Source organism: Delftia sp. JD2, from assembly GCF_001682645.1.
In the GTDB taxonomy this organism is placed as follows: domain Bacteria; phylum Pseudomonadota; class Gammaproteobacteria; order Burkholderiales; family Burkholderiaceae_C; genus Comamonas; species Comamonas acidovorans.
Genome location: NZ_LFJT01000024.1, coordinates 69,889 through 88,763, shown reverse-complemented (window position 1 = coordinate 88,763; position 18,875 = coordinate 69,889). Strand labels below are relative to the sequence as shown.

The window sequence follows — 18,875 nt, the reverse complement described above, 5'->3', positions numbered from 1 at the left end:
CGGGGCAGATGTCGATCAAGAGAATGCACCAGCCGGCGGATGCGGCTGGCGCGCAGGGTGGTCAGCGTGCGCTCTTGCTGCGCACCAGACTGTAGATGAAGAGGATGACGATGGCGCCCACGATGGAGGCGATCCAGCCGGCGGGTTGCCCGGCCTCGTACCAACCCATGGCGACACCGACGTAGCTGGCAAGAAACGATCCTGCCACGCCGAGCAGGATGGTCATGATCCAGCCAAGGCTGTCATCGCCGGGTTTGAGTGCCCGCGCCAGCAAGCCAACGACCAGGCCAACGATGAGGGTACCAATCAAGGACATCATGCTTTTCTCCGAACTGAAGCTTCCATGCCGCGACTCTAGGGCCCGGCACCGGGTGGCCCTGTCGGACAGCATCTCAACCTGGGACGAAGCCAGGGCAGGGCCCTGAAAAACAAAAACGCCTGCATGTGCAGGCGTTTGTGGATTGGCGCAAAAGACGCTGCGATCACTGCAGCTGGCTTGCCTGCATCTGCAGGGCCAGAGCGGCCTTGCTGGCGTCAAGGCCCAGGCCGTCGGCGTCCTGCACGCGGCGGGCGCCATCGAAGCGGCGGGCCCAGTACGCGCTTTGCATGCTTTCCACGCGAACCTGCGCACCGGTGCGCGGTGCATGGATGAAGTTGCCGTCGCCGACATAGATGCCGACATGGCTGAAGGTGCGGCGCATGGTGTTGAAGAACACCAGATCACCGGGCTTGAGTTCGTTCTTGTCGATTTTTTCCGTGGCCTGTGCCTGCTGGTCAGCGCGGCGCGGCAGGACCTTGCCCAGGGTTTCGGAGTAGATGGCGCGGACGAAACCGCTGCAGTCGAAGCCGGTCTCGGCACTGTTGCCGCCGCGGCGGTAGGGAACGCCGATGAAGCCCATGGCGGTCACGACCAGATCGGAGGTCTTTTCGGCGACGCTTTGTCGTGCTTCCTTGACGAAGTCGGAAGTGCGTTCCGCCATGTGGTGGCGGGCTTCGCGCAGCTGCGAGATGAGGCTGCGGTTGACCAGCAGCTGGTTCATATCGTCGTCACGCATTTCGGGCGGAGCCGCGTGTGCCGTGACGCTGACAAACAGGAGTGCAATAAGCCATCGGGACATGGGGCGCGAGATTACCACGCAAAAACGTAGGACAAATTCGATAAGACCCCCGAAAGCCTGGGTTTTTGAGTTACCTCAGGAATCCGGGCTGCGCGGCAGGGAGCGCACGCAAGCTGCGACAATGGAAAGCTTTCCCTTTTGTCCTGTATAAGAAGGGCGGCCCGCGCCGCTCCATATTCCCAAGAAAGATCCGCCATGCTGCTTGAAGCCACCGACTCCCAGCTCGTACTCGTCGATTACCAGGAGCGCCTGATGCCGGCCATCTTCGAGGGACCGGCAGTTCTGGCCAATGCCGTGAAGCTGGCGCGCCTGGCGCAGCTGGTGGACGTGCCGGTCTTCGGCACCGAGCAGAACCCCTCGCGCCTGGGCGCCAACGACGCCGAACTTCGCGCGCTGTGCGACCGGACCCTGTCCAAGATGCATTTCAGCGCCGTGGCCGAGGGCCTGGGCGAGTGGCTGCGTCCTCCTGCACGGCCCCAGGGCGGCAATGCACGCAGCCTGCCCAAGCACCTGCAAAAGCCCCAGCAGCAGGCGCCCGAGCGCAGCATGGTGGTGATTGCCGGCTGTGAAGCCCATGTCTGCCTGCTGCAGACGGCGCTGGAGCTGCTGGAAGATGAGTTCGATGTCTGGGTCGTCACCGACGCCTGCAGTTCGCGCACCGAGCGCAACCGCGATGCCGCCTTCGACCGCCTGGCCGGCGCGGGTGCCGAGCTGGTGACCACGGAGATGGTGGCCTTCGAGTGGCTGCGCAGCTGCGAGCATCCGGCCTTCAAGGAGCTGCTTGCCCTGGTCAAGTAAGGCACGGGTTCCTGGGTCCGCCGTCTTGGGGCGCTCTTTGGAGCGCCTTTTTTCATGGTGACCGGCCTCTTCTTGGGAGGCGGGCTGTCGCTGCACCGCGTAGTTCTACGGAGCTGCGTGCGTAGCCGGCCGAATAGGCGCGGGCAGGGCGTTTTTCTACAGTGGCGGCATTCCCCCAAGAGAGACTGTATGAAGCACGTTCTGACCTTCACCGCCCTGATCCTGACCGCCTCGGGCAGCGCTTTAGCTGCCGACAATTTCTATGGCGCCGTCCGCATAAACTCCGCCAACTACAAGGCCCAAGACATGGACTCCAGCGCCCGCCCCGGCCTGGGGCAGTTCGTGCCTGGCGACGACAGCCGCCGCGCTACAGGCGGCTCTCTGGCCCTGGGCTATGAGCTCCCGTCGGACTGGCGCCTGGAAGCCGAATACACCCTGCCCAGGAGCAACGAATTCACCAGCGGCTCCACGCGCTTTCCCACGAGCTTCAATCACCACAGCATCCGTTCTCAGCGCCTGATGATCAATGCGTACAAGGATTTCCCCCTGAACGCGCAGTTCTCCGTGTACGGCACGGCGGGCCTGGGCCTGGCCCACCTGCAGTCCAGCGGCTGGCAAGGCAATCCGAATCGCCAGTACTTCAGCGATTCCCAGAACAATCTGGCCTATGCGCTGGGCTTTGGCGTCAGCTACTCGCCGATTCAAAAGGTCAGCATCGACCTGGGCTACCGCTATGTGGGCATGGGCAAGACCCACAGCGGCGCCAACAACTTCACCAATGTCCGTGGCCTGCAGGATGAGCAGATGCGCGCCAAGCTGAGTTCCAGCGAGATCTCGGTCGGCCTGCGCTACAGCTTCTGAGTTTGAAGGGGCCTGTCTGTCCGCGCAGCGCGGAGTTGTCAGCTTTTGGCAAGCGCATTATGAATAATTATGAATTCAGAAGCCGCCAATCCATGACAACGACAGGAGACAGACAATGGCCCCGCGTTTTGACGATTTCCACCGCCGCTCCATCGAGGAGCGCGATGCCTTCTGGGCCGAGCAGGCCCGCCGCATCGACTGGTATGTGCCGCCCCAGCGCATCTGCGACTACGACAATCCGCCGTTTGCACGGTGGTTTGTCGGGGGGCAGACCAATCTCTGCCACAACGCCGTGGACCGGCACCTGGCCGAGCGCGCCGACCAGAACGCGCTGATCGCCATCTCCACCGAGACCGGCACGGAAAAGGTCTACACCTACCGCGAACTGCATGCCGAGGTGCAGCGCATGGCCGCCGTGCTGCAGTCGCTGGGCGTGCAAAAGGGCGACCGTGTCCAGATCTACATGCCCATGATTGCCGAGGCGGCCTTTGCCATGCTGGCCTGCGCGCGGCTGGGTGCCATCCATTCAGTGGTGTTCGGCGGCTTTGCCTCGGCGGCGCTGGCCTCGCGCATCGACGATGCCGAGCCCAAGGTCATCATCAGTGCCGACGCGGGCTCGCGCGGCGGTCGTGTGGTGGCCTACAAGCCCTTGCTGGACGAGGCCCTGCAACTGGCCAGCCACAAGCCAGCGGCCGTGCTCATCGTGGACCGTGGCCTGGCGCCTGCGCCCATGCGCGCCGGGCGTGACCACGACTGGGCCAGCCTGCGTGCGCTGCATGCCGACGCCCAGGTCGCCTGCACCTGGGTGGAGTCCACCGACCCCAGCTACACGCTCTACACCAGCGGCACCACGGGGCGCCCCAAGGGCGTGCAGCGCGATACAGGCGGCTACACGGTGGCGCTGGCCGCCAGCATGCCGCTGATCTTCGGGGCCGAGGCAGGGCAGACTTTTTTCTGCACCAGCGACATCGGCTGGGTCGTGGGCCACAGCTACATCATCTATGCGCCGCTGATCGCAGGCATGGCCACCGTGCTCTACGAGGGCCTGCCCATACGCCCCGACGCAGGCATCTGGTGGAGCATCGTGGAGAAGTACCGGGTCACCCACATGTTCTCGGCGCCCACGGCCATCCGCGTGCTCAAGAAGCACGATGCCGAGTACCTGCACCGCCACGATATCTCCAGCCTCAAGGCGCTGTGGCTGGCCGGCGAGCCGCTGGACGAGCCCACGGCGCAGTGGATCAGCCAGGCCCTGGGCAAGCCCATCATCGACAACTACTGGCAGACCGAGACCGGCTGGCCCATCCTCACGCTGTGCAACGGCGTGGAGCAGCAGACCACGCGCTTCGGCAGTCCCGGCAAGGCCGTCTATGGCTATGACGTGAAACTGATCGACGAGGCCACGGGCGAGGAACTGCTCGGCGCCGGGCAAAAGGGCGTGCTGGCCATCGAGGGACCGCTGCCGCCGGGCTGCATGCAGACCGTCTGGCGTGACGATCAGCGCTTCGTCAATACCTACTGGAAGAGCATTCCGGGCCGCATGGTCTACAGCACCTTCGACTGGGGCATTCGCGACGAGGATGGCTACTTCTTCATCCTGGGCCGCACGGACGACGTGATCAACGTGGCCGGCCACCGCCTTGGCACGCGCGAGATCGAGGAATGCATCTCCGCCCACCCCCAGGTGGCCGAAGTCGCCGTGGTCGGCGTGGCCGATACGCTCAAGGGCCAGGTGGCGCTGGCCTTTGCCGTGCCCCGGACGGCGCTGGAGGGCGAGGCCGAGCGCGCGGCGCTGCAGGCCGATGTGATGAAGCTGGTCGATGCGCGGCTGGGCGCCGTGGCCCGGCCCTCGCGCGTGGTCTTCGTCAGTGCGCTGCCCAAGACGCGCAGCGGCAAGCTGCTGCGCCGCGCCATGCAGGCCGTGGCCGAGGGGCGCGACCCGGGCGACCTCAGCACCATGGAAGACCCGGCTGCGCTGGCCCAGGTGCAGCAGCAGCTGTGAGGCAGGGCGCGCGCCGCAACCGCTTGCAGCCTGGGTGATGTGCGCCGGCGCCCCTGCCTGCCGCGCCTACAATCGCGCCTTGGGCCGCAGCCGGGCCAGGTCCCCAGGCTGCGGCGCCCTGTTTTCAACCGACGAGAAAGCGTTTTCGACGTGCAGGTCGCATCTTCCATCTTCAAAGCCTATGACATCCGCGGCATCGTGCCGTCCACGCTCAACGAGGAGGTGGCGCTCGGCGTGGGCCGCGCCTTCGGCATGGCGGCCCTGGCGGCCGGCGAGACCGTGGTGGCCGTGGGACGCGATGGCCGCCTGTCGGGACCCTCGCTGTCCGCGGCGCTGATCGCCGGCCTGACCGAGGTCGGCATCGAGGTGATCGACATCGGCCTGGCCACCACGCCCATGCTGTACTACGCGGCCAGCACACTGGCGCGCTCGGGCATCCAGGTCACGGGCAGCCACAACCCCAAGGACTACAACGGCTTCAAGATGGTGCTGGCCGGCCGCGCCATCTACGGCGAGGAAATCCAGGCGCTGCGCCGCCGCGTCGAGAGCGACGACTGGACCCTGACGGGCACCGGCAGCGTGCGCCGCGCCGATGTGCAGGCCGACTACCAGGCGCGCATCGTGGGTGACGTGAAGCTGGCGCGCCCCATCAAGATCGTGGTGGACTGCGGCAACGGCGTGGCCGGTGCCTCGGCGCCCGGCATCTTCCGCGCCCTGGGCTGCGAGGTGATCGAGCTGTTCTCCGAAGTGGACGGTGAATTCCCCAACCACCATCCCGACCCCAGCAAGCCCGAGAACCTGCGCGACGTGATCGAGGCGCTGCGCACCTCGGACGCCGAGCTGGGTCTGGCCTTCGACGGTGACGGCGACCGCCTGGGCATCGTCACCAAGGACGGCCAGAACATCTTCCCCGACCGCCAGATGATGCTGTTTGCCAAGGACGTGCTCTCGCGCGTGCCGGGCGGCAGCATCGTCTACGACGTGAAATGCACGCAGCGCCTGGCGCCCGCCATCCGCGAGGCTGGGGGCGAGCCCGTGATGTTCAAGACCGGGCACTCCCTGGTCAAGGCCCGCATGAAGGAACTGGACGCGCCGCTGGGCGGCGAGATGAGCGGCCACATCTTCTTCAAGGAGCGCTGGTATGGCTTCGATGACGGCACCTACGCGGGCTGCCGCCTGCTGGAGATCGTCAGCCGCGAGGCCGACCCCAGCGCCTTGCTCAACGCGCTGCCCACCAGCTTTTCCACCCCTGAACTGAATGTGGCCTGCGCCGAAGGCGAGCCCCATCGCCTGGCCGCCGAACTGCAGGCCCTGGCCGCCGAGACCTTTGCCGCACCGGCCCAGGTCAGCACCATCGACGGCCTGCGCGTGGACTGGGCCGACGGCTTCGGCCTGATCCGCGCCAGCAACACCACGCCCGTGCTGGTTCTGCGCTTCGAGGGCCAGACCCAGGAGGCGCTGTCGCGCATCGAGGCGCAGATGCTGGCGCTGCTGGAGCGCGTCAAGCCCGGCGCGCAGGTTGGCGGCGCCGCGCACTGATTTGCGCGCCAGGCGATGACTCCACGCTCTCCCACGTCCTGGGCGCGCGCGCTGTACAGCGCCGTGACCTGGGCGGCGCAGCCGCTTCTGCGCCGCAAGCTGCTGCGCCGCGCCGAGGCCGAGCCCGTCTATGCCGAGCACATTCCCGAGCGCTTTGGCCGCTACCAGCCGGCCACGCTGGGGCAGGACGGACGCGGCCGGTGGATCTGGATTCATGCCGTATCGCTGGGTGAGACGCGCGCTGCCGCCATCTTGCTGACCGCGCTGCGCGAACGCCTGCCCGGTATGCGCCTGCTGCTGACCCATGGCACGGCCACAGGCCGCACCGAAGGCCGCCGGCTGCTGCAGCCCGGGGACCTGCAGGTCTGGCAGCCCTGGGATACCCCAGCGGCCGTGCGCCGCTTCGTGCAGCAATTCAGGCCCGCGGTCGGCGTGCTCATGGAGACCGAAGTGTGGCCCAACCTGGTCGCCATCTGCCGCGAAGAGGGCGTGCCGCTGGCGCTGGCCAATGCGCGGCTCAGCGACAAATCGCTGGGCCAGGCGCTGCGCGTGGCGCCGCTGGCGCGCCCTACCTATGCCGCCCTGGCCGCCGCCTGGGCGCAGACCGAGGCCGATGCGCAGCGCCTGCGCCTGCTGGGTGCGCCCGTGCGCGGCGTGCTCGGCAACCTGAAATTCGATGCGCGTCCGGACGCGGTGCTGCTGGAGCGCGCCCGGCAATGGAAGTCCGGCCTGTCCCGCCCTGTGGTGCTGCTGGCCAGCAGCCGCGAGGGCGAGGAGGCCATGCTGCTGTCCGCCCTGCGCACGCTGGGGCCGGCAGGCCGGGCCGTGCAATGGCTGGTCGTGCCGCGCCATCCGCAGCGCTTTGACGAAGTGGCGGCGCTGCTGGCTGGCGGCGGCCTGCATGTCTCGCGCCGCAGCCAGTGGGTGGGTGGCCCGCCCTGCGGGGCTGCGGCGGATGACATCGACATCTGGCTGGGTGATTCGCTGGGCGAGATGGCCCTGTACTACGGCCTGGCCGACGCCACGCTCATGGGCGGCAGCTTTGCGCCGCTGGGCGGCCAGAACCTTATCGAGGCCCTGGCCTGCGACTGCCCCGTGGTGCTGGGGCCGCATACCTTCAACTTCAGCGAAGCCTCGGACCTGGCCTGCGAAGCCGGCGCCGCGCTGCGGGCGCCCGACATGGAGCACGGGCTGCGCCTGGCCGTGGACCTGGCCCGGGACCGACAGGCCCACGCCCATGCGGTGGCCCAGGCGCGCGGCTTCCTGGACCAGCACCGCGGTGCAGCTCAGGCGACGGCACAGGCGGTGGCCGGGCTGTTGCAGTCCCAACCGTTGCGCTGAGCACTGGGTTTTCGGCTGGCGGTATCCGCAGGCCGGATCAGCCGGCGTCCTGCAGAACGGGCAGGCTCACACTCGCCAGCAGCCCTCCATCCTCCGCACTGAGCAGCTCGATGCTGCCGCCGTGCCGCTCGGTCACGGTCCTGGCGATGGCCAGGCCCAGGCCGCTGCCGCTTTGGCTCTGGTCGGGTACGCGGAAGAAGCGGTCGAAGACACGCTGGCGCCAGGCCTCGGCGATGCCCGGGCCACGGTCGCGCACCTGGAGCACGGCCTGGTCGCCCTGGCGCTGCAGGCGCACGCTGATGGTGGCGTGCGCGGGGCTGTATTTGATGGCGTTGTCCACGAGGTTGTCGATCAGCGAGACCAGGCCTTCGCGTTCGCCCATCACGCTCAGTGGCTCGCTGGCTTCCAGGGCCAGTTCCACCGGGCGGCGGCAGGCCAGGGCATCGAGTGCGGCGAGCCGGTCTTCCAGCAGCAGGTCCAGGCGCAGCGGCTGCATGGCCATGCCGGGCGCTTCGGTCTCGCTGCGCATGAGTTGCAGCAGCTGGGCCACCATGCGGCTGGCGCGCTGGTTGCTGCGCAGCAGGCTGTCCATGAGTTCCTGCTGGCGCGGTTCGCTGCCAAGGCGCAGCAGGGCCTCGACGTTGACGTGCATGGCTGCCAGCGGCGTGCGCAGTTCGTGGGCTGCATCGGCGATGAGGTTGCGCTCGCGCTCGCTGCTGGAGCGCACGCGGGCCAGCAGGGCGTTGATGTCCTGCACCAGCGGCCGCAGCTCGGCGTGTGGCGGCGCATAGGTGAGCGTGCTGAGGTCGTCGGGGCCGCGCGTGGCCAGCTCGTCGCCCACGCGGCGCAGCGGGCGCAGTGCCGCGCGCACCGACCACCAGGCAGGAAAGGCCAGGAAGGGCAGGCTGATCAGCAGCGGCAGCAGGTAGTAGCTGCGGGTGTTGAGGGTGATCAGCAGTTCCTTGAAGGACGGCAGCATCAGCGTGACTTCGGTCTGGCCCGAGGCCGAGCGCAGCGTGCTCATGCGCCAGGTCTGCCCTTCGAAATCTATGTCCTCGACCGTGTCCAGCACGCGGTTGCGCAGCGTGGGTGCCGGCGTGGGCGAGCGGTACAGGAGCTGGCCGCGCTGCCAGACCAGCAGCGTGGGCGTGAAGCGGATGTCGTCGTCTCCGTCGCCGTACTCATGGCGCAGGGCCGTGTCCAGCGCGGCCAGGCTGTGCTGCTGGCGGTCCGGAAGGTCGGCCAGGTCCTCGGCCACAGCCATGACAAGTTCGTAGACAGGCTTGCTGACCAGCAATTCATTGTGGAAGTGGGCCATGTAGATGGCTGCCACCAGCAACGCAGTCCAGATCGCGGTGAGCACGCCCATCTGGGCCAGCAGCATCCGCCGGCCCAGGGTGGGCCGCAGCCAGCGGCGCCATCTCGGGCTGGCCTGTTGCCCCTGCAGGGTGTGCGATGTCATGGTCAGGACAGGGGGGCCATCGGCTGCGAGTCGATGACATAGCCAATGCCGCGCACCGTGCGTATGAAGCCCGGCCCGATCTTGCGGCGCAGGTTGGAGACATGGACCTCCAGCGCATTGCTGCCGTTGGCGCTGCCGCCCGGGATGACTTCCTCCTCGATGCCGCTGCGCGTGACCACGCGGTCCATGCGCCGCAGCAGCAGGGCCAGCAGGTCGAATTCGCAGCGGGACAGCTCGACGTTCTGGCCTGCAACGCTGACACGGCGCGTGGGCTCGTGCAGCGACAGGCCGCGCAGATGCAGCGTTCCGTCGCCCTGCCCATAGCTGCGGCGTGCCAGGGCGCGCACGCGTGACACCAGTTCGGCCAGGGCAAAGGGTTTGACCAGATAGTCATCTGCGCCGCTGTCCAGGCCGTGCAGCCGGTCGTGCAGGCTGTCGCGTGCGCTCAGGATCAGCACGGGCAGGCGGCGCCATTCGCGGCGCAGGCGCGTGAGCAGGCTGATGCCGTCGCCATCGGGCAGGCCCAGGTCCAGCAACACCATCTCGAAGCTTTGCTGCTCCAGCGTGCGCAGCGCATCGGACAGGCGGCGCACCCAGACCACGTCCATGGCGTGATCGCCCAATGCGATGCGCACGCCATTGCCCAGATCCAGATCGTCCTCCACCAGCAGCAGTCTCATCGTGTGTTTCCTGTGCCGCTCCCATGCCGTGGACCGGCGCCTGCGGGAGGGCTGCCGCGAGTATCGGTCAAGGCGGGGACGATGCGCTTCAGCATCCCTTCAGGAAAGCCGGGGCAGGTCTTCAGGCTGGTTTGCCACAGTGGCCCGCTCGACAACTCCCACGAAGGCAAGGCACGCATGCCAAGACTCTCCCGCTGTTCCTTGCTGAGCCGTCTGGCGGCGCTGTGCGCGCTGGCTGCCTGGATGCTGGTCGTGGCGGGTTTGCGTGCCTCGGCTTTGCCAGAGCACAGGGCTGCGGCGCCAGGCGCGCGGCCCGCGGCGGCCGGGCATCAGCCCGGGGCACTGCCGGCCGTGCGGGCGCTTCAGGGATTCAAGGGGCTGGCGCGCGGAGCGACAGCGCATCGATGGCGCGCAGGTCGTCGTCGCTGAGCGTGCCGGCTGCCTGGCGCAGCTTGAGCTGGCCCAGCAGCACCTGGTAGCGCGCCAGGGCCAGGTCGCGCTGGGTCTGGTAGAGCTGGCTTTGCGCGTTGAGCACGTCGATGTTGATGCGCACGCCGACCTCGTAGCCGAGCTTGTTGGCGTCCAGCGCGCTCTGGCTGGACGCCAGCGCGGCCTCCAGCGCCTTGACCTGGGCCTGGCCCGACTGCACGCCGAAGAAGGCCGTGCGCGTGCTCTGCTCCACGTTGCGCTGGGCGTCGTCCAGCTGTGCCCGCGCCTTGTCTTCCAGCGCCAGGGTTTCCTTGATGCGGTTTTGCACGGCAAAGCCGGCGAACAGGGGCAGGTTCATGACCACGCCCACGCTGGCGGCATTGGTGCGGTAGCTGGTGCCGATCTGCGGCGTGACCGAGCCATTGGGATAGCGGTTGACCACGTAGCCGGCCTGCAGGTCCACGGTGGGCTTGTGGCCGGCCTCGGCTTTCTTCGTTTCCAGCTGGGCGATGTCCAGCGCCAGGCGGGCCTGGCGCAGCTGGGGCTGGCCTTGCAGTGCGGTGTCCACCCAGGACTGGGCATCAGCGGGCATTAGGGCCGGCAACTGCAGCGGCTGGGCCAGGGGGCGGGGCACGGTGCCAACGGCGCCAACGATCTGGTCCAGCACCAGACGCTTGACGCGCAGATCGTTCTCGGCGGCGATTTCCTGCGCGCCGGCCAGGTCGAACCGGGCCTGGGCTTCGCGCGAGTCGGTGATGGTGGCCGTGCCGACCTCGAAGTTGCGCTTGGCGAATTCCAGCTGCTGTGCAATGGCGGCCTTCTGTGCCTTGACCACGGCCAGGCTGTCCTGGGCGCCGAGGACATCGAAGTAGGCCTGGGCCACGCGCACCAGCAGGTTCTGCTCGCCGCTGTCCAACTGGGCGCGCGCCACGTCCACGCCGCGCTGGCCCTGGTCGTAGGCGATCTTGTTGGCCGGACGGTACAGCGGCTGCTGGGCGCTGAGCTGCAGGTTCTGCTGGGGCGAGCGAAAGCTCCCCGGCAGCACGCTGACTTCCACATGCGAGGTGTTGGCACCGGCCTGCAGACCCACGCTGGGCAACAGGCCCGAGCGTGCCTGCTCGGCGCGGCTGGCGGCGGCCTGGGCGTCGGCCTGCTGGGCCTGCCACTGGGCGTCGTAGCCGCGGGCCTTGGCCACCAGTTCGGACAGGTTCTGGCCCGTGGCCGCAGAGGCTGTCAGAGAGGGCAGGGCAGACTGCGGGGCCGCAGGGGCGGGCGCAAGGACGGCTGGGGCAGGAGCCTGTGCCAGGGCCGAGCCCATGCCCGCCGCGCACAGCAGCAAGGCCATGTGGCGCAGGGGCCAGGCGTATGGGCGGGTCAGGGCGGAAGCGACAGGGGCAAGGGGCCGAAGCAGGGGCATAGAGGTCCTCGAATCAAAACACAGTCGTCACGAAGCACCGGGGACGGCGGGTGTGCCGCCGTGTCCCGGGTTTCTTTTGCGTGTTGCCGCTCAGTAGCGCGGCACGCCTGGGTCGCGCTCGCGCGACCAGGCATCGATGCCTCCGCTGATATTGGCCACGGTCTCGAAGCCGTTGTTCATCAGGAAGGCAGCGACATGCATGCTGCGTGCGCCGTGATGGCACAGGCAGGCTGTGGGGTGATCCGGATCGAGTTCCTGCAGGCGCGAGGGAATCTCGCCCATGGGGATGCAGCGCAGCTCGAAGCCCTCGGGGCGTACGCTGGCCTGGGCCACTTCCCAGGGCTCGCGCACGTCCAGCACCAGGGGCAGGGCATCGGAGCCGCTGGAGTGCTGGTTCAGCCAATCGTTGAGTTGCGCGGGAGGCACTTGGGGAAGCATCGGAAAGATCCTTGCGGAATGGAGTGGAGTTGCCGCAGCGGCCGAAATCCTCTGGACCCGGGCCGCCGTGGCGGATTTCAGAACGTGAAGCGCGAAGGCTCTTCGAAGTTGGCCAGGCGTGCGGTCACCACGTCCCAGGGCTGGCTGGTTTCGAACTGGTGGCCGTTCTTTTGCACCAGCGTGAAACGCATCATGGGCAGTTGGCCGACGATGGCTGCCAGGCGGCCGCCGTCGTTGAGCTGGGCCAGCAGGGCCTGCGGCACGTGGGCGACCGAGCCGCTGAGCACGATGGCGTCGAACTGGCCCAGAGCGGCCGCAGCCGTGGCGCCATCGGCCAGCTTGACCTCGGCATTGGTGATGCCGGCGCCCAGCAGGTTCTCGCGGGCCATCTCGGCCAGCTCGGGCACGATCTCCAGTGTCACGACTTCCTTGGCCTGGGCGGCCAGCAGGGCGGCCATGTAGCCCGAGCCGGCGCCGATTTCCAGCACGCGGTCGGTGGGCTTGATCTTCAGGTCCTGCAGCATGCGGGACTCGATGCGCGGGGCCAGCATGCACCAGCCCTTGGCGGCGGCTTCTTCGGCCGGGGCGACCAGGGGGATTTCCAGGTCCATGAAGGCCAGGCCGGCATGCTCGGGCGGCACGAAATTCTCGCGGTGCACCTTGCCCAGCAGCGCCAGCACTTCTTCATCAAGCACGTTCCAGGGGCGGATCTGTTGCTCGATCATGTTGTAGCGCGCGTGCGCTTGGGCGCTGTGGTGTTCGGGCAGGCTGTTCAGGGGCAGGCTCATGGGGTATCTCCGGAGAAAGACTTGTCAGGACAAACCTTTGATTCTACGAGTCTCGCGGCGGGGTGGGGGCGCTGGCGGCGCCTTGGCCGGGTGCCGCGTCGTGCCGGTTGCCGTTCCACAGGCGCCGCAGCCACTGGGAGAAGTCGTCAAGGTAGCAATAGACCACGGGCACGACCACCAGGGTCAGCAGCGACGAGGTGACCACGCCGCCGATCACCGACTGGCCCATGGGCGCGCGCTGCTCGGAGCCTTCGCTGAGTGCGAAGGCCAGCGGCACCATGCCGAAGATCATGGCCAGCGTGGTCATCAGAATGGGGCGCAGCCGCACGCGCGCCGCCAGCAGCAGGGCCTGCTCGCGCGGCAGGCCGTCGCGGATCTGGCCGGTGTCCGGGTCGCTGTGCGGGCCGCGCGCGCGGATGGCGAAGTCCACCAGCAAGATGGCGTTCTTGGTGACCAGTCCCATGAGCATGACCACGCCGATGATGGAGAACATGGACAGGGCCGAGCCGAACATCATCAGCGCCAGCACCACGCCGATCAGCGTCAGCGGCAGCGAAGTCATCAACGCCAGCGGCTGCAGGAAGCTCTTGAACTGGCTCGCCAGGATCATGTAGATGAAGATGATGGCCAGCGCCAGGGCGGACACCGCATAGCCGAACGATTCGTTCATGCTCTTGGTGGCGCCGCTGAACTGCGTGCGGTAGCCGGGCGGCAGGGCGATGTCGGCCAGGGCATTGCGGATGTCGGCCGAGACCTCGCCGCTGGAGCGCAGGTAGACATTGCCGCTGAAGGCGACCTCGCGCGTCATGTCGCGGCGGTTGATCTGGCTGGGGCCGGTGGCGGGCGTGACGGTGGCCACCTGGTTCAGCCGCACGATGCGCATGCCGCCGTCGCCCGAGGTGGAGGGCAGGGCGAAGGGCAGGCGCTCCAGGTCCTGGGGCGTGCTGCGCGACTCGGGCGCCAGGCGCACCTTGACGTCATAGGTCTGGTCGTCGCTGGCGCGCCAGTTGCCCACGGTCTGGCCGGCCACCCAGGTGCGCAGCGCCGCTGCCATGGAGCCTACCGACAGGCCCAGATCGGCGGCCGCATCGCGCCGCACGGTGATGTCGATCACGGGCTTGTCGGGCTTGAGGCTGCTGTCCAGGTCCACCAGTCCGGGAATGCCGCGCAGGCGTTCCATCACCACGCGGTTCAGGCGCTCCAGCTCGCCCAGGTCCGGGCCCTGCAGCGAGAATTCGACCTGTTTTTGCCCGCCCACGGGCTCGCGCTGGCCCACATGGGTGACGGTGATGCCGGGCACGCTCTGCAGCTGCTCGCGCAGCACGCCCGACAGTTCATCGCCGCTGCGCTGGCGCAGGTGGCGGTCCAGCAGGCGGATGTAGATGCTGGCGTATATCTTGCCCTGGGCCGTGCCGGTGTTGATGGTGGCCAGCGTGTAGCGGACCTCGGGCAGGGCGCGGATGATGGCATCGACCTGGCGGGCCTTGGCCTCCGTGGCCTCGATGGACGAGCCCACGGGCGTGTTGAAGCTCACCGTGGTCTCGGAGAAATCGGCCTTGGGCACGAATTCCGTGCCCAGCAGCGGTACCAGGAAGATGCTGGCCACGAAGATGGCCAGCGCCGCCGCCAGCGTGGCGATCTTGTGGCGCAGCGCCCAGCCCAGCACGTCCTGGTAGAAGTGGGACAGCGAGTCGGTGGCGCGCTCGAACCAGGCCGTGACCCGGCCCAGCGTGCGGTCGTAGAGGCTGCGGCCGCGCTTGTCGCCGTGGGCGTGGATGGTCGGGTCATGCCAGACGCTGGAGAGCATGGGGTCCAGCGTGAAGCTCACGAACATGGAGATCATCACGGCCGCCACGATGGTGATGCCGAATTCGTGGAAGAACTTGCCGATGATGCCGCCCATGAAGCCGATGGGCAGGAACACCGCAACGATGGACAGCGTGGTGGCCAGCACGGCCAGGCCGATCTCCTGCGTGCCGTCGAGCGCGGCGGCATGCGCGTCCTTGCCCATCTGCACGTGGCGCACGATGTTCTCGCGCACCACGATGGCGTCGTCGATCAGCAGGCCCACGCACAGCGACAGCGCCATCAGCGTGATCATGTTGATCGAGAAGCCGAACCAGTACATGAACAAAAAGGTGCCGATCAGCGCAATGGGCAGCGTCAGCCCCGTGATCACCGTGGAGCGCCAGGAGTTCAGGAACAGGAAGACGATGAGCACCGTCAGTGCCGCGCCCTCGATCAGCGTCTGGCGCACGTTGTTGACGGCCACACGGATGGGGCGGGCGCTGTCGGCAATCGGCTCCAGCCGCACGCCGGCCGGCACTTCGGCGGCGATCTCGCGCAGCGTGGCGTTCAGGCCGTCCACGACTTCGATGGTGTTCTCGTCCTGGGCCTTCTGCACGGACAGCAGCAGGGTGCGGCTGCTGTTGTACAGGGCCACGGTCTCCAGTTCGCCCGCGCCGTCCTGCACGCGCGCCAGCTGGCCCAGCCGCACGGGAGCGCCGCCGCGCTGGGCGACGATGATGCGCTCGAAGTCCTGAGGGCGCTTCATGCGTGCGTCGATCTGCACCACGCGCTCCTGCTCGCGCGAGCGGATGGCGCCCAGCGGCAGGTCCTGGTTCTCGCTGCGCACGGCGTTCACGATCTGGTCGGGCGTGATGGCATAGGCTTCCAGCGCCTCGGGCTGCAGGTAGATGTTGATTTCGCGCGGGGTGGCGCCCACCAGGTTGACGGCGCCCACGCCGCGCACGTTCTCCAGCCGCTTCTTGAGGACCTGGTCGGCCCAGCTGGTCAGCGCGACGGCATCGGGCGCCTTGGCGCCGGCATCGGCCTGGGGCAGCACGGCCACGGACCAGATGGGCGAGCTGGCCGGATCGAAGCGCAGCACGCGCGGCTCCTTGACCTCGTCGCGCAGGGTGGGGCGCACCGAGGCCACCTTCTCGCGCACGTCTTCGGCAGCGCGGCGGCCATCGACATGCAGCTGGAATTCGATGATGACGACGCTGGTGCTCTCATAGCTGCGCGAGGTCAGCGCGTTGATGCCGGCAATGGAGTTGACGCCTTCCTCGATCTTCTTGGTGACCTCGGACTCCACGATCTCGGGCGAGGCGCCCGGATAGTCCACGGTGACCACGACCACGGGGAAGTCCACATTCGGGAACTGGTCCACCTTGAGCCGCTGGTAGGAAAACACACCCAGCACCATGAGGGCCAGCATGAGCATGGTGGCGAACACAGGGTTGGCCAGGCTGACGCGCGTGAACCACATGGTCAGCGGGCTCCGGGGGCTGGCGCAGCCTGGGGCTGCGGGGCCTGCTGCATTTGCTGCATCTGCACCGCCGTGCCCGCGCGCAGGCCGCCCACGCTGCCGGCCAGTACCCTGTCACCGGCCTGCAGGCCGCTGGACACGGCGATCCAGGTGGCGCCATCCTGCGCGCTCTGGCTGCCCAGCGTGACAGGGCGGTGCTGCACGCGCAGCAGGGTCTTGTCCGCTTCGGACTCGCCCGCAGGCTGCAGCAACTGCACATAGGGCTGGGGCTGGTCGGTGCGCACGGCGGTCAAGGGCACGGCAAGCTGTTCGGTCTGCCCCGTGACAATGCTGCCCTGCAGGTACAGGCCCGGGCGCACGATGGGGATGGATCTGCCGGCGGCGCCTGCGTTGACCGGTGCAGCCTGCACACGCAGATAGACGGCCACGCTGCGCGAACCTGCCTGGGCGCTGGGGTTGATGCGCACCACGCGCGCGGGCACGGCGGCCACATCGTCGCCCGCACCCTGGACCTGCAACTGGGCCTGCTGGCCGACCTGCACGCGCACCGAATCGGCGGGCGCCAGCTGGGCCACGACTTCGAGGTCGGACGGATCGACGATTTCCAGCACCCGCGTTTCCACGCCCACGCGTTCGCCGTCCTGCACCAGGCGCTGCGCGACCTGGCCGTCCATGGGACTGCGCAGCACGCTGTCGGTCACGCTCTTGCGGGCCACATCGGCGGCGGCCTGGGCGGCGGCCAGGTTGGCGCGTGCGGCGTCGAGGTTGGATTGGGAGGTGGCCAGCGCCGTGGTCGAAATGAAGCCTTGCGTGACCAGGGCCTGGTTGTTGTCGTGCTGGCGCTGGGATAGCTGCAGCTGCGCCTGGGCCGCATCGGCCTGCTGGCGGGTCTGGCGCCAGCGGGCCTCGACCTCGGTGGCGTCCACGCGGGCCAGTTCCTGGCCCTTGCGCACGCTGTCGCCCTCGCGCACCTGCAGGCCGCGCAGCTCGCCGGCCACATAGGCCTTGACCACGGCGCTGCGCACGGCCTGCACCACGCCGCTGACGGGCACGGTCAATTGCAGCTGGCGCGGCTGCAGCTGCACCACTTCCTGCGGACCCACGCGCACCGGCATCTCGCGCGGCTGGGTGGCTGCGGCGATGGCGCTTTGCTTGCTGTGCCGGGTGGATGCGGCGCGCCATACGCTGGCGCCGATGGCGATCAATAAGGCCAGGCCGATCAGCCAGCCGGTGCGACGCTTCATGGTGTGGGCGGGGAGGAGGGTGGTGTGGTGGCTGCAAGGGGCTGGCACATGCCATGCAGCAGATAGTCGATCTGGGATTCCAGAAACTGCTCGGGATCGAAGTCACCATGGGGCAGGCAGCCGCCCAGCGAATGCTTCCAGATCATCAGAAACATCATCGGGGCGACCACGCAGTGCACGGACAGGTCCAGATCCATGGGCCGGAACTCGCCGCGCTCGACGCCGCGCTGCAGGATGCGCCGGATCAGCTCATGGCCTGGAAGAACCACTTCCTGGTGGTAGAACTGAGACAGCTCGGGAAAATTGCCCGCCTCGCTGAGCATGAGCTTGGTGATGCCCGACGCCTTGGTGCTGCCGATGCGTTCCCACCAGGACTTGAAGCAGTAGCGCAGCAGATCGGTTGAAGGTGCGCAGTAGTTGTCGAGCTCTTCGCTCCACTCGCCGAAGCGGCCCGCGATGCTGTGGCGCACCACGGCCTTGAAAAGCTCCTGCTTGCTCGCGAAATAGAGGAACAGCGTGCCCTTGGAGACCCCGGCGCGAGCGGCGACTTCTTCGACGCGGGTGGCGGCGTAGCCCTTTTCCACGAAGAGGTCGAGTGCCGCTTCCAGCAACTCGCCGGGACGCTCCTGCTTGCGGCGGCTGCGCTTTCCGGAAGGCTCGGCGGGGGCGGGTGAAGAGGCGGGGGAGTCGGTCACGGAAAATTAATGACTGATGGGTTAGTTATCGTAACCGCAGAACCGTTCGTCGTCACCTGGCTTGTGCATGGGCTAACCTGTAGGAGCGACGGCCCGCATGCATTGCGTGTGGTCATTTTTTTCGATTTCTTCACAGAAAAGGCGCATATGGCGACTGAAACCATTTATCTGGGCGGCGGCTGTTTCTGGTGCACCGAAGCCGTTTTCGACCGCGTGCGCGGCGTGAGCGACGTGCAAAGCGGCTACGCCAATGGCGATCTGGACGATCCCAGCTACGAAGACATCTGCACTGGCGAGACCGGCCATTCCGAGGTCATCCGCGTGCAGTTCGATCCTGCCGTGATCCCGCTGCGCGACCTGCTCACCGTGTTCTTCGGCACGCACGACCCGACCACGCTCAACCGCCAGGGCAATGATGTGGGCACGCAGTACCGCAGCGGCATCTACACCACGAATGAGCAACAGGCCGAAGTGGCGCGCACGCTGATCTCCGAACTCACCCAGGCCGGCGCCTACGACGCGCCCATCGTCACCGAGGTGCAGCCCCTGGCCAGCTACTGGCCGGCAGAGGACTATCACCAGGACTACTTCCTCAACCATCCCAACCAGGGCTACTGCGCCTTTGTCGTGGGGCCCAAGGTGCAGAAGTTCCGGGGTGCCTTTGCGCGCTGGGTCAAGCCGTGAGCTAGTGGTGGCGCGTGATGTAAGCGGTTGTGATTCGCAGGCATAATGCAACCCGGTTGCGATAATGCCGCCTGGCTGCCTGCCGTGTTCAGCGGCCTGACCTTTGAT

The 18,875-nt window shown here is 67.6% G+C and carries 16 protein-coding genes; 6 read left to right on the top strand and 10 right to left on the bottom strand.

Annotated features, from left to right (window positions below; genetic code table 11):
• Nucleotides 1–61: 61 nt before the first annotated feature.
• The gene (locus ACM14_RS15140; RefSeq protein ID WP_012205794.1) at nucleotides 62–319 is read right to left on the bottom strand and encodes a GlsB/YeaQ/YmgE family stress response membrane protein; all 258 of its coding nucleotides are present in this window, start codon (nucleotides 317–319) and stop codon (nucleotides 62–64) included.
• 163 nt (nucleotides 320–482) lie between these two features.
• A complete protein-coding gene (locus ACM14_RS15135) occupies nucleotides 483–1,118 on the bottom strand; it encodes a C40 family peptidase (protein WP_012205793.1) in 636 nt (211 codons plus the stop codon).
• Between the two features lie 195 nt (nucleotides 1,119–1,313).
• On the opposite strand from ACM14_RS15135, the gene ACM14_RS15130 reads away from it, so the two are divergent.
• From ACM14_RS15130 to ACM14_RS15110, 5 genes are all read left to right on the top strand, one after another.
• Nucleotides 1,314–1,916: an isochorismatase family protein gene (locus tag ACM14_RS15130; protein ID WP_063325974.1), complete on the top strand. Its 603-nt coding sequence runs from the start codon at nucleotides 1,314–1,316 to the stop codon at nucleotides 1,914–1,916.
• A 189-nt stretch (nucleotides 1,917–2,105) separates the two neighbouring features.
• A complete protein-coding gene (locus tag ACM14_RS15125; protein ID WP_065346584.1) occupies nucleotides 2,106–2,777 on the top strand; it encodes an outer membrane protein in 672 nt (223 codons plus the stop codon).
• A 115-nt stretch (nucleotides 2,778–2,892) separates the two neighbouring features.
• On the top strand, nucleotides 2,893–4,779 hold the full coding sequence (locus tag ACM14_RS15120; RefSeq protein ID WP_065346583.1) for a propionate--CoA ligase: 1,887 nt from the start codon (nucleotides 2,893–2,895) through the stop codon (nucleotides 4,777–4,779).
• 150 nt (nucleotides 4,780–4,929) lie between these two features.
• Entirely contained in the window at nucleotides 4,930–6,318 is a 1,389-nt protein-coding gene (locus ACM14_RS15115) for a phosphomannomutase/phosphoglucomutase (RefSeq protein ID WP_065346582.1), read from the top strand.
• 15 nt (nucleotides 6,319–6,333) lie between these two features.
• A complete protein-coding gene (locus ACM14_RS15110; RefSeq protein ID WP_065346581.1) occupies nucleotides 6,334–7,659 on the top strand; it encodes a 3-deoxy-D-manno-octulosonic acid transferase in 1,326 nt (441 codons plus the stop codon).
• Between the two features lie 37 nt (nucleotides 7,660–7,696).
• Here ACM14_RS15110 and ACM14_RS15105 read toward each other — a convergent pair whose 3' ends face one another.
• From ACM14_RS15105 to ACM14_RS15070, 8 genes are all read right to left on the bottom strand, one after another.
• Complete coding sequence (locus ACM14_RS15105) at nucleotides 7,697–9,121, bottom strand: cell wall metabolism sensor histidine kinase WalK (RefSeq protein WP_065346580.1); 1,425 nt, start codon at nucleotides 9,119–9,121, stop codon at nucleotides 7,697–7,699.
• Between the two features lie 2 nt (nucleotides 9,122–9,123).
• Nucleotides 9,124–9,801 carry a response regulator gene (locus tag ACM14_RS15100; RefSeq protein WP_013802240.1) on the bottom strand — a complete coding sequence of 226 codons (678 nt, stop codon included), beginning with the start codon at nucleotides 9,799–9,801 and terminating at the stop codon, nucleotides 9,124–9,126.
• Between the two features lie 370 nt (nucleotides 9,802–10,171).
• The gene (locus ACM14_RS15095; protein ID WP_065346579.1) at nucleotides 10,172–11,647 is read right to left on the bottom strand and encodes a TolC family outer membrane protein; all 1,476 of its coding nucleotides are present in this window, start codon (nucleotides 11,645–11,647) and stop codon (nucleotides 10,172–10,174) included.
• 90 nt (nucleotides 11,648–11,737) lie between these two features.
• Entirely contained in the window at nucleotides 11,738–12,085 is a 348-nt protein-coding gene (locus ACM14_RS15090) for a rhodanese-like domain-containing protein (protein WP_012205782.1), read from the bottom strand.
• A 77-nt stretch (nucleotides 12,086–12,162) separates the two neighbouring features.
• Entirely contained in the window at nucleotides 12,163–12,873 is a 711-nt protein-coding gene (locus ACM14_RS15085; protein ID WP_065346578.1) for a protein-L-isoaspartate O-methyltransferase, read from the bottom strand.
• Between the two features lie 43 nt (nucleotides 12,874–12,916).
• The gene (locus tag ACM14_RS15080; RefSeq protein ID WP_065346577.1) at nucleotides 12,917–16,144 is read right to left on the bottom strand and encodes an efflux RND transporter permease subunit; all 3,228 of its coding nucleotides are present in this window, start codon (nucleotides 16,142–16,144) and stop codon (nucleotides 12,917–12,919) included.
• Nucleotides 16,145–16,146: 2 nt separating this feature from the next.
• Entirely contained in the window at nucleotides 16,147–17,388 is a 1,242-nt protein-coding gene (locus tag ACM14_RS15075) for an efflux RND transporter periplasmic adaptor subunit (protein ID WP_065346576.1), read from the bottom strand.
• Nucleotides 17,385–18,083 carry a TetR/AcrR family transcriptional regulator gene (locus ACM14_RS15070; protein WP_013802244.1) on the bottom strand — a complete coding sequence of 233 codons (699 nt, stop codon included), beginning with the start codon at nucleotides 18,081–18,083 and terminating at the stop codon, nucleotides 17,385–17,387. Before ACM14_RS15070 ends, ACM14_RS15075 begins: the two co-directional genes overlap by 4 nt.
• A gap of 147 nt (nucleotides 18,084–18,230) precedes the next feature.
• Here ACM14_RS15070 and msrA point away from each other — a divergent pair, with 147 nt between their 5' ends.
• Complete coding sequence (msrA, locus tag ACM14_RS15065; protein ID WP_034394147.1) at nucleotides 18,231–18,767, top strand: peptide-methionine (S)-S-oxide reductase MsrA; 537 nt, start codon at nucleotides 18,231–18,233, stop codon at nucleotides 18,765–18,767.
• Nucleotides 18,768–18,875: the final 108 nt, after the last annotated feature.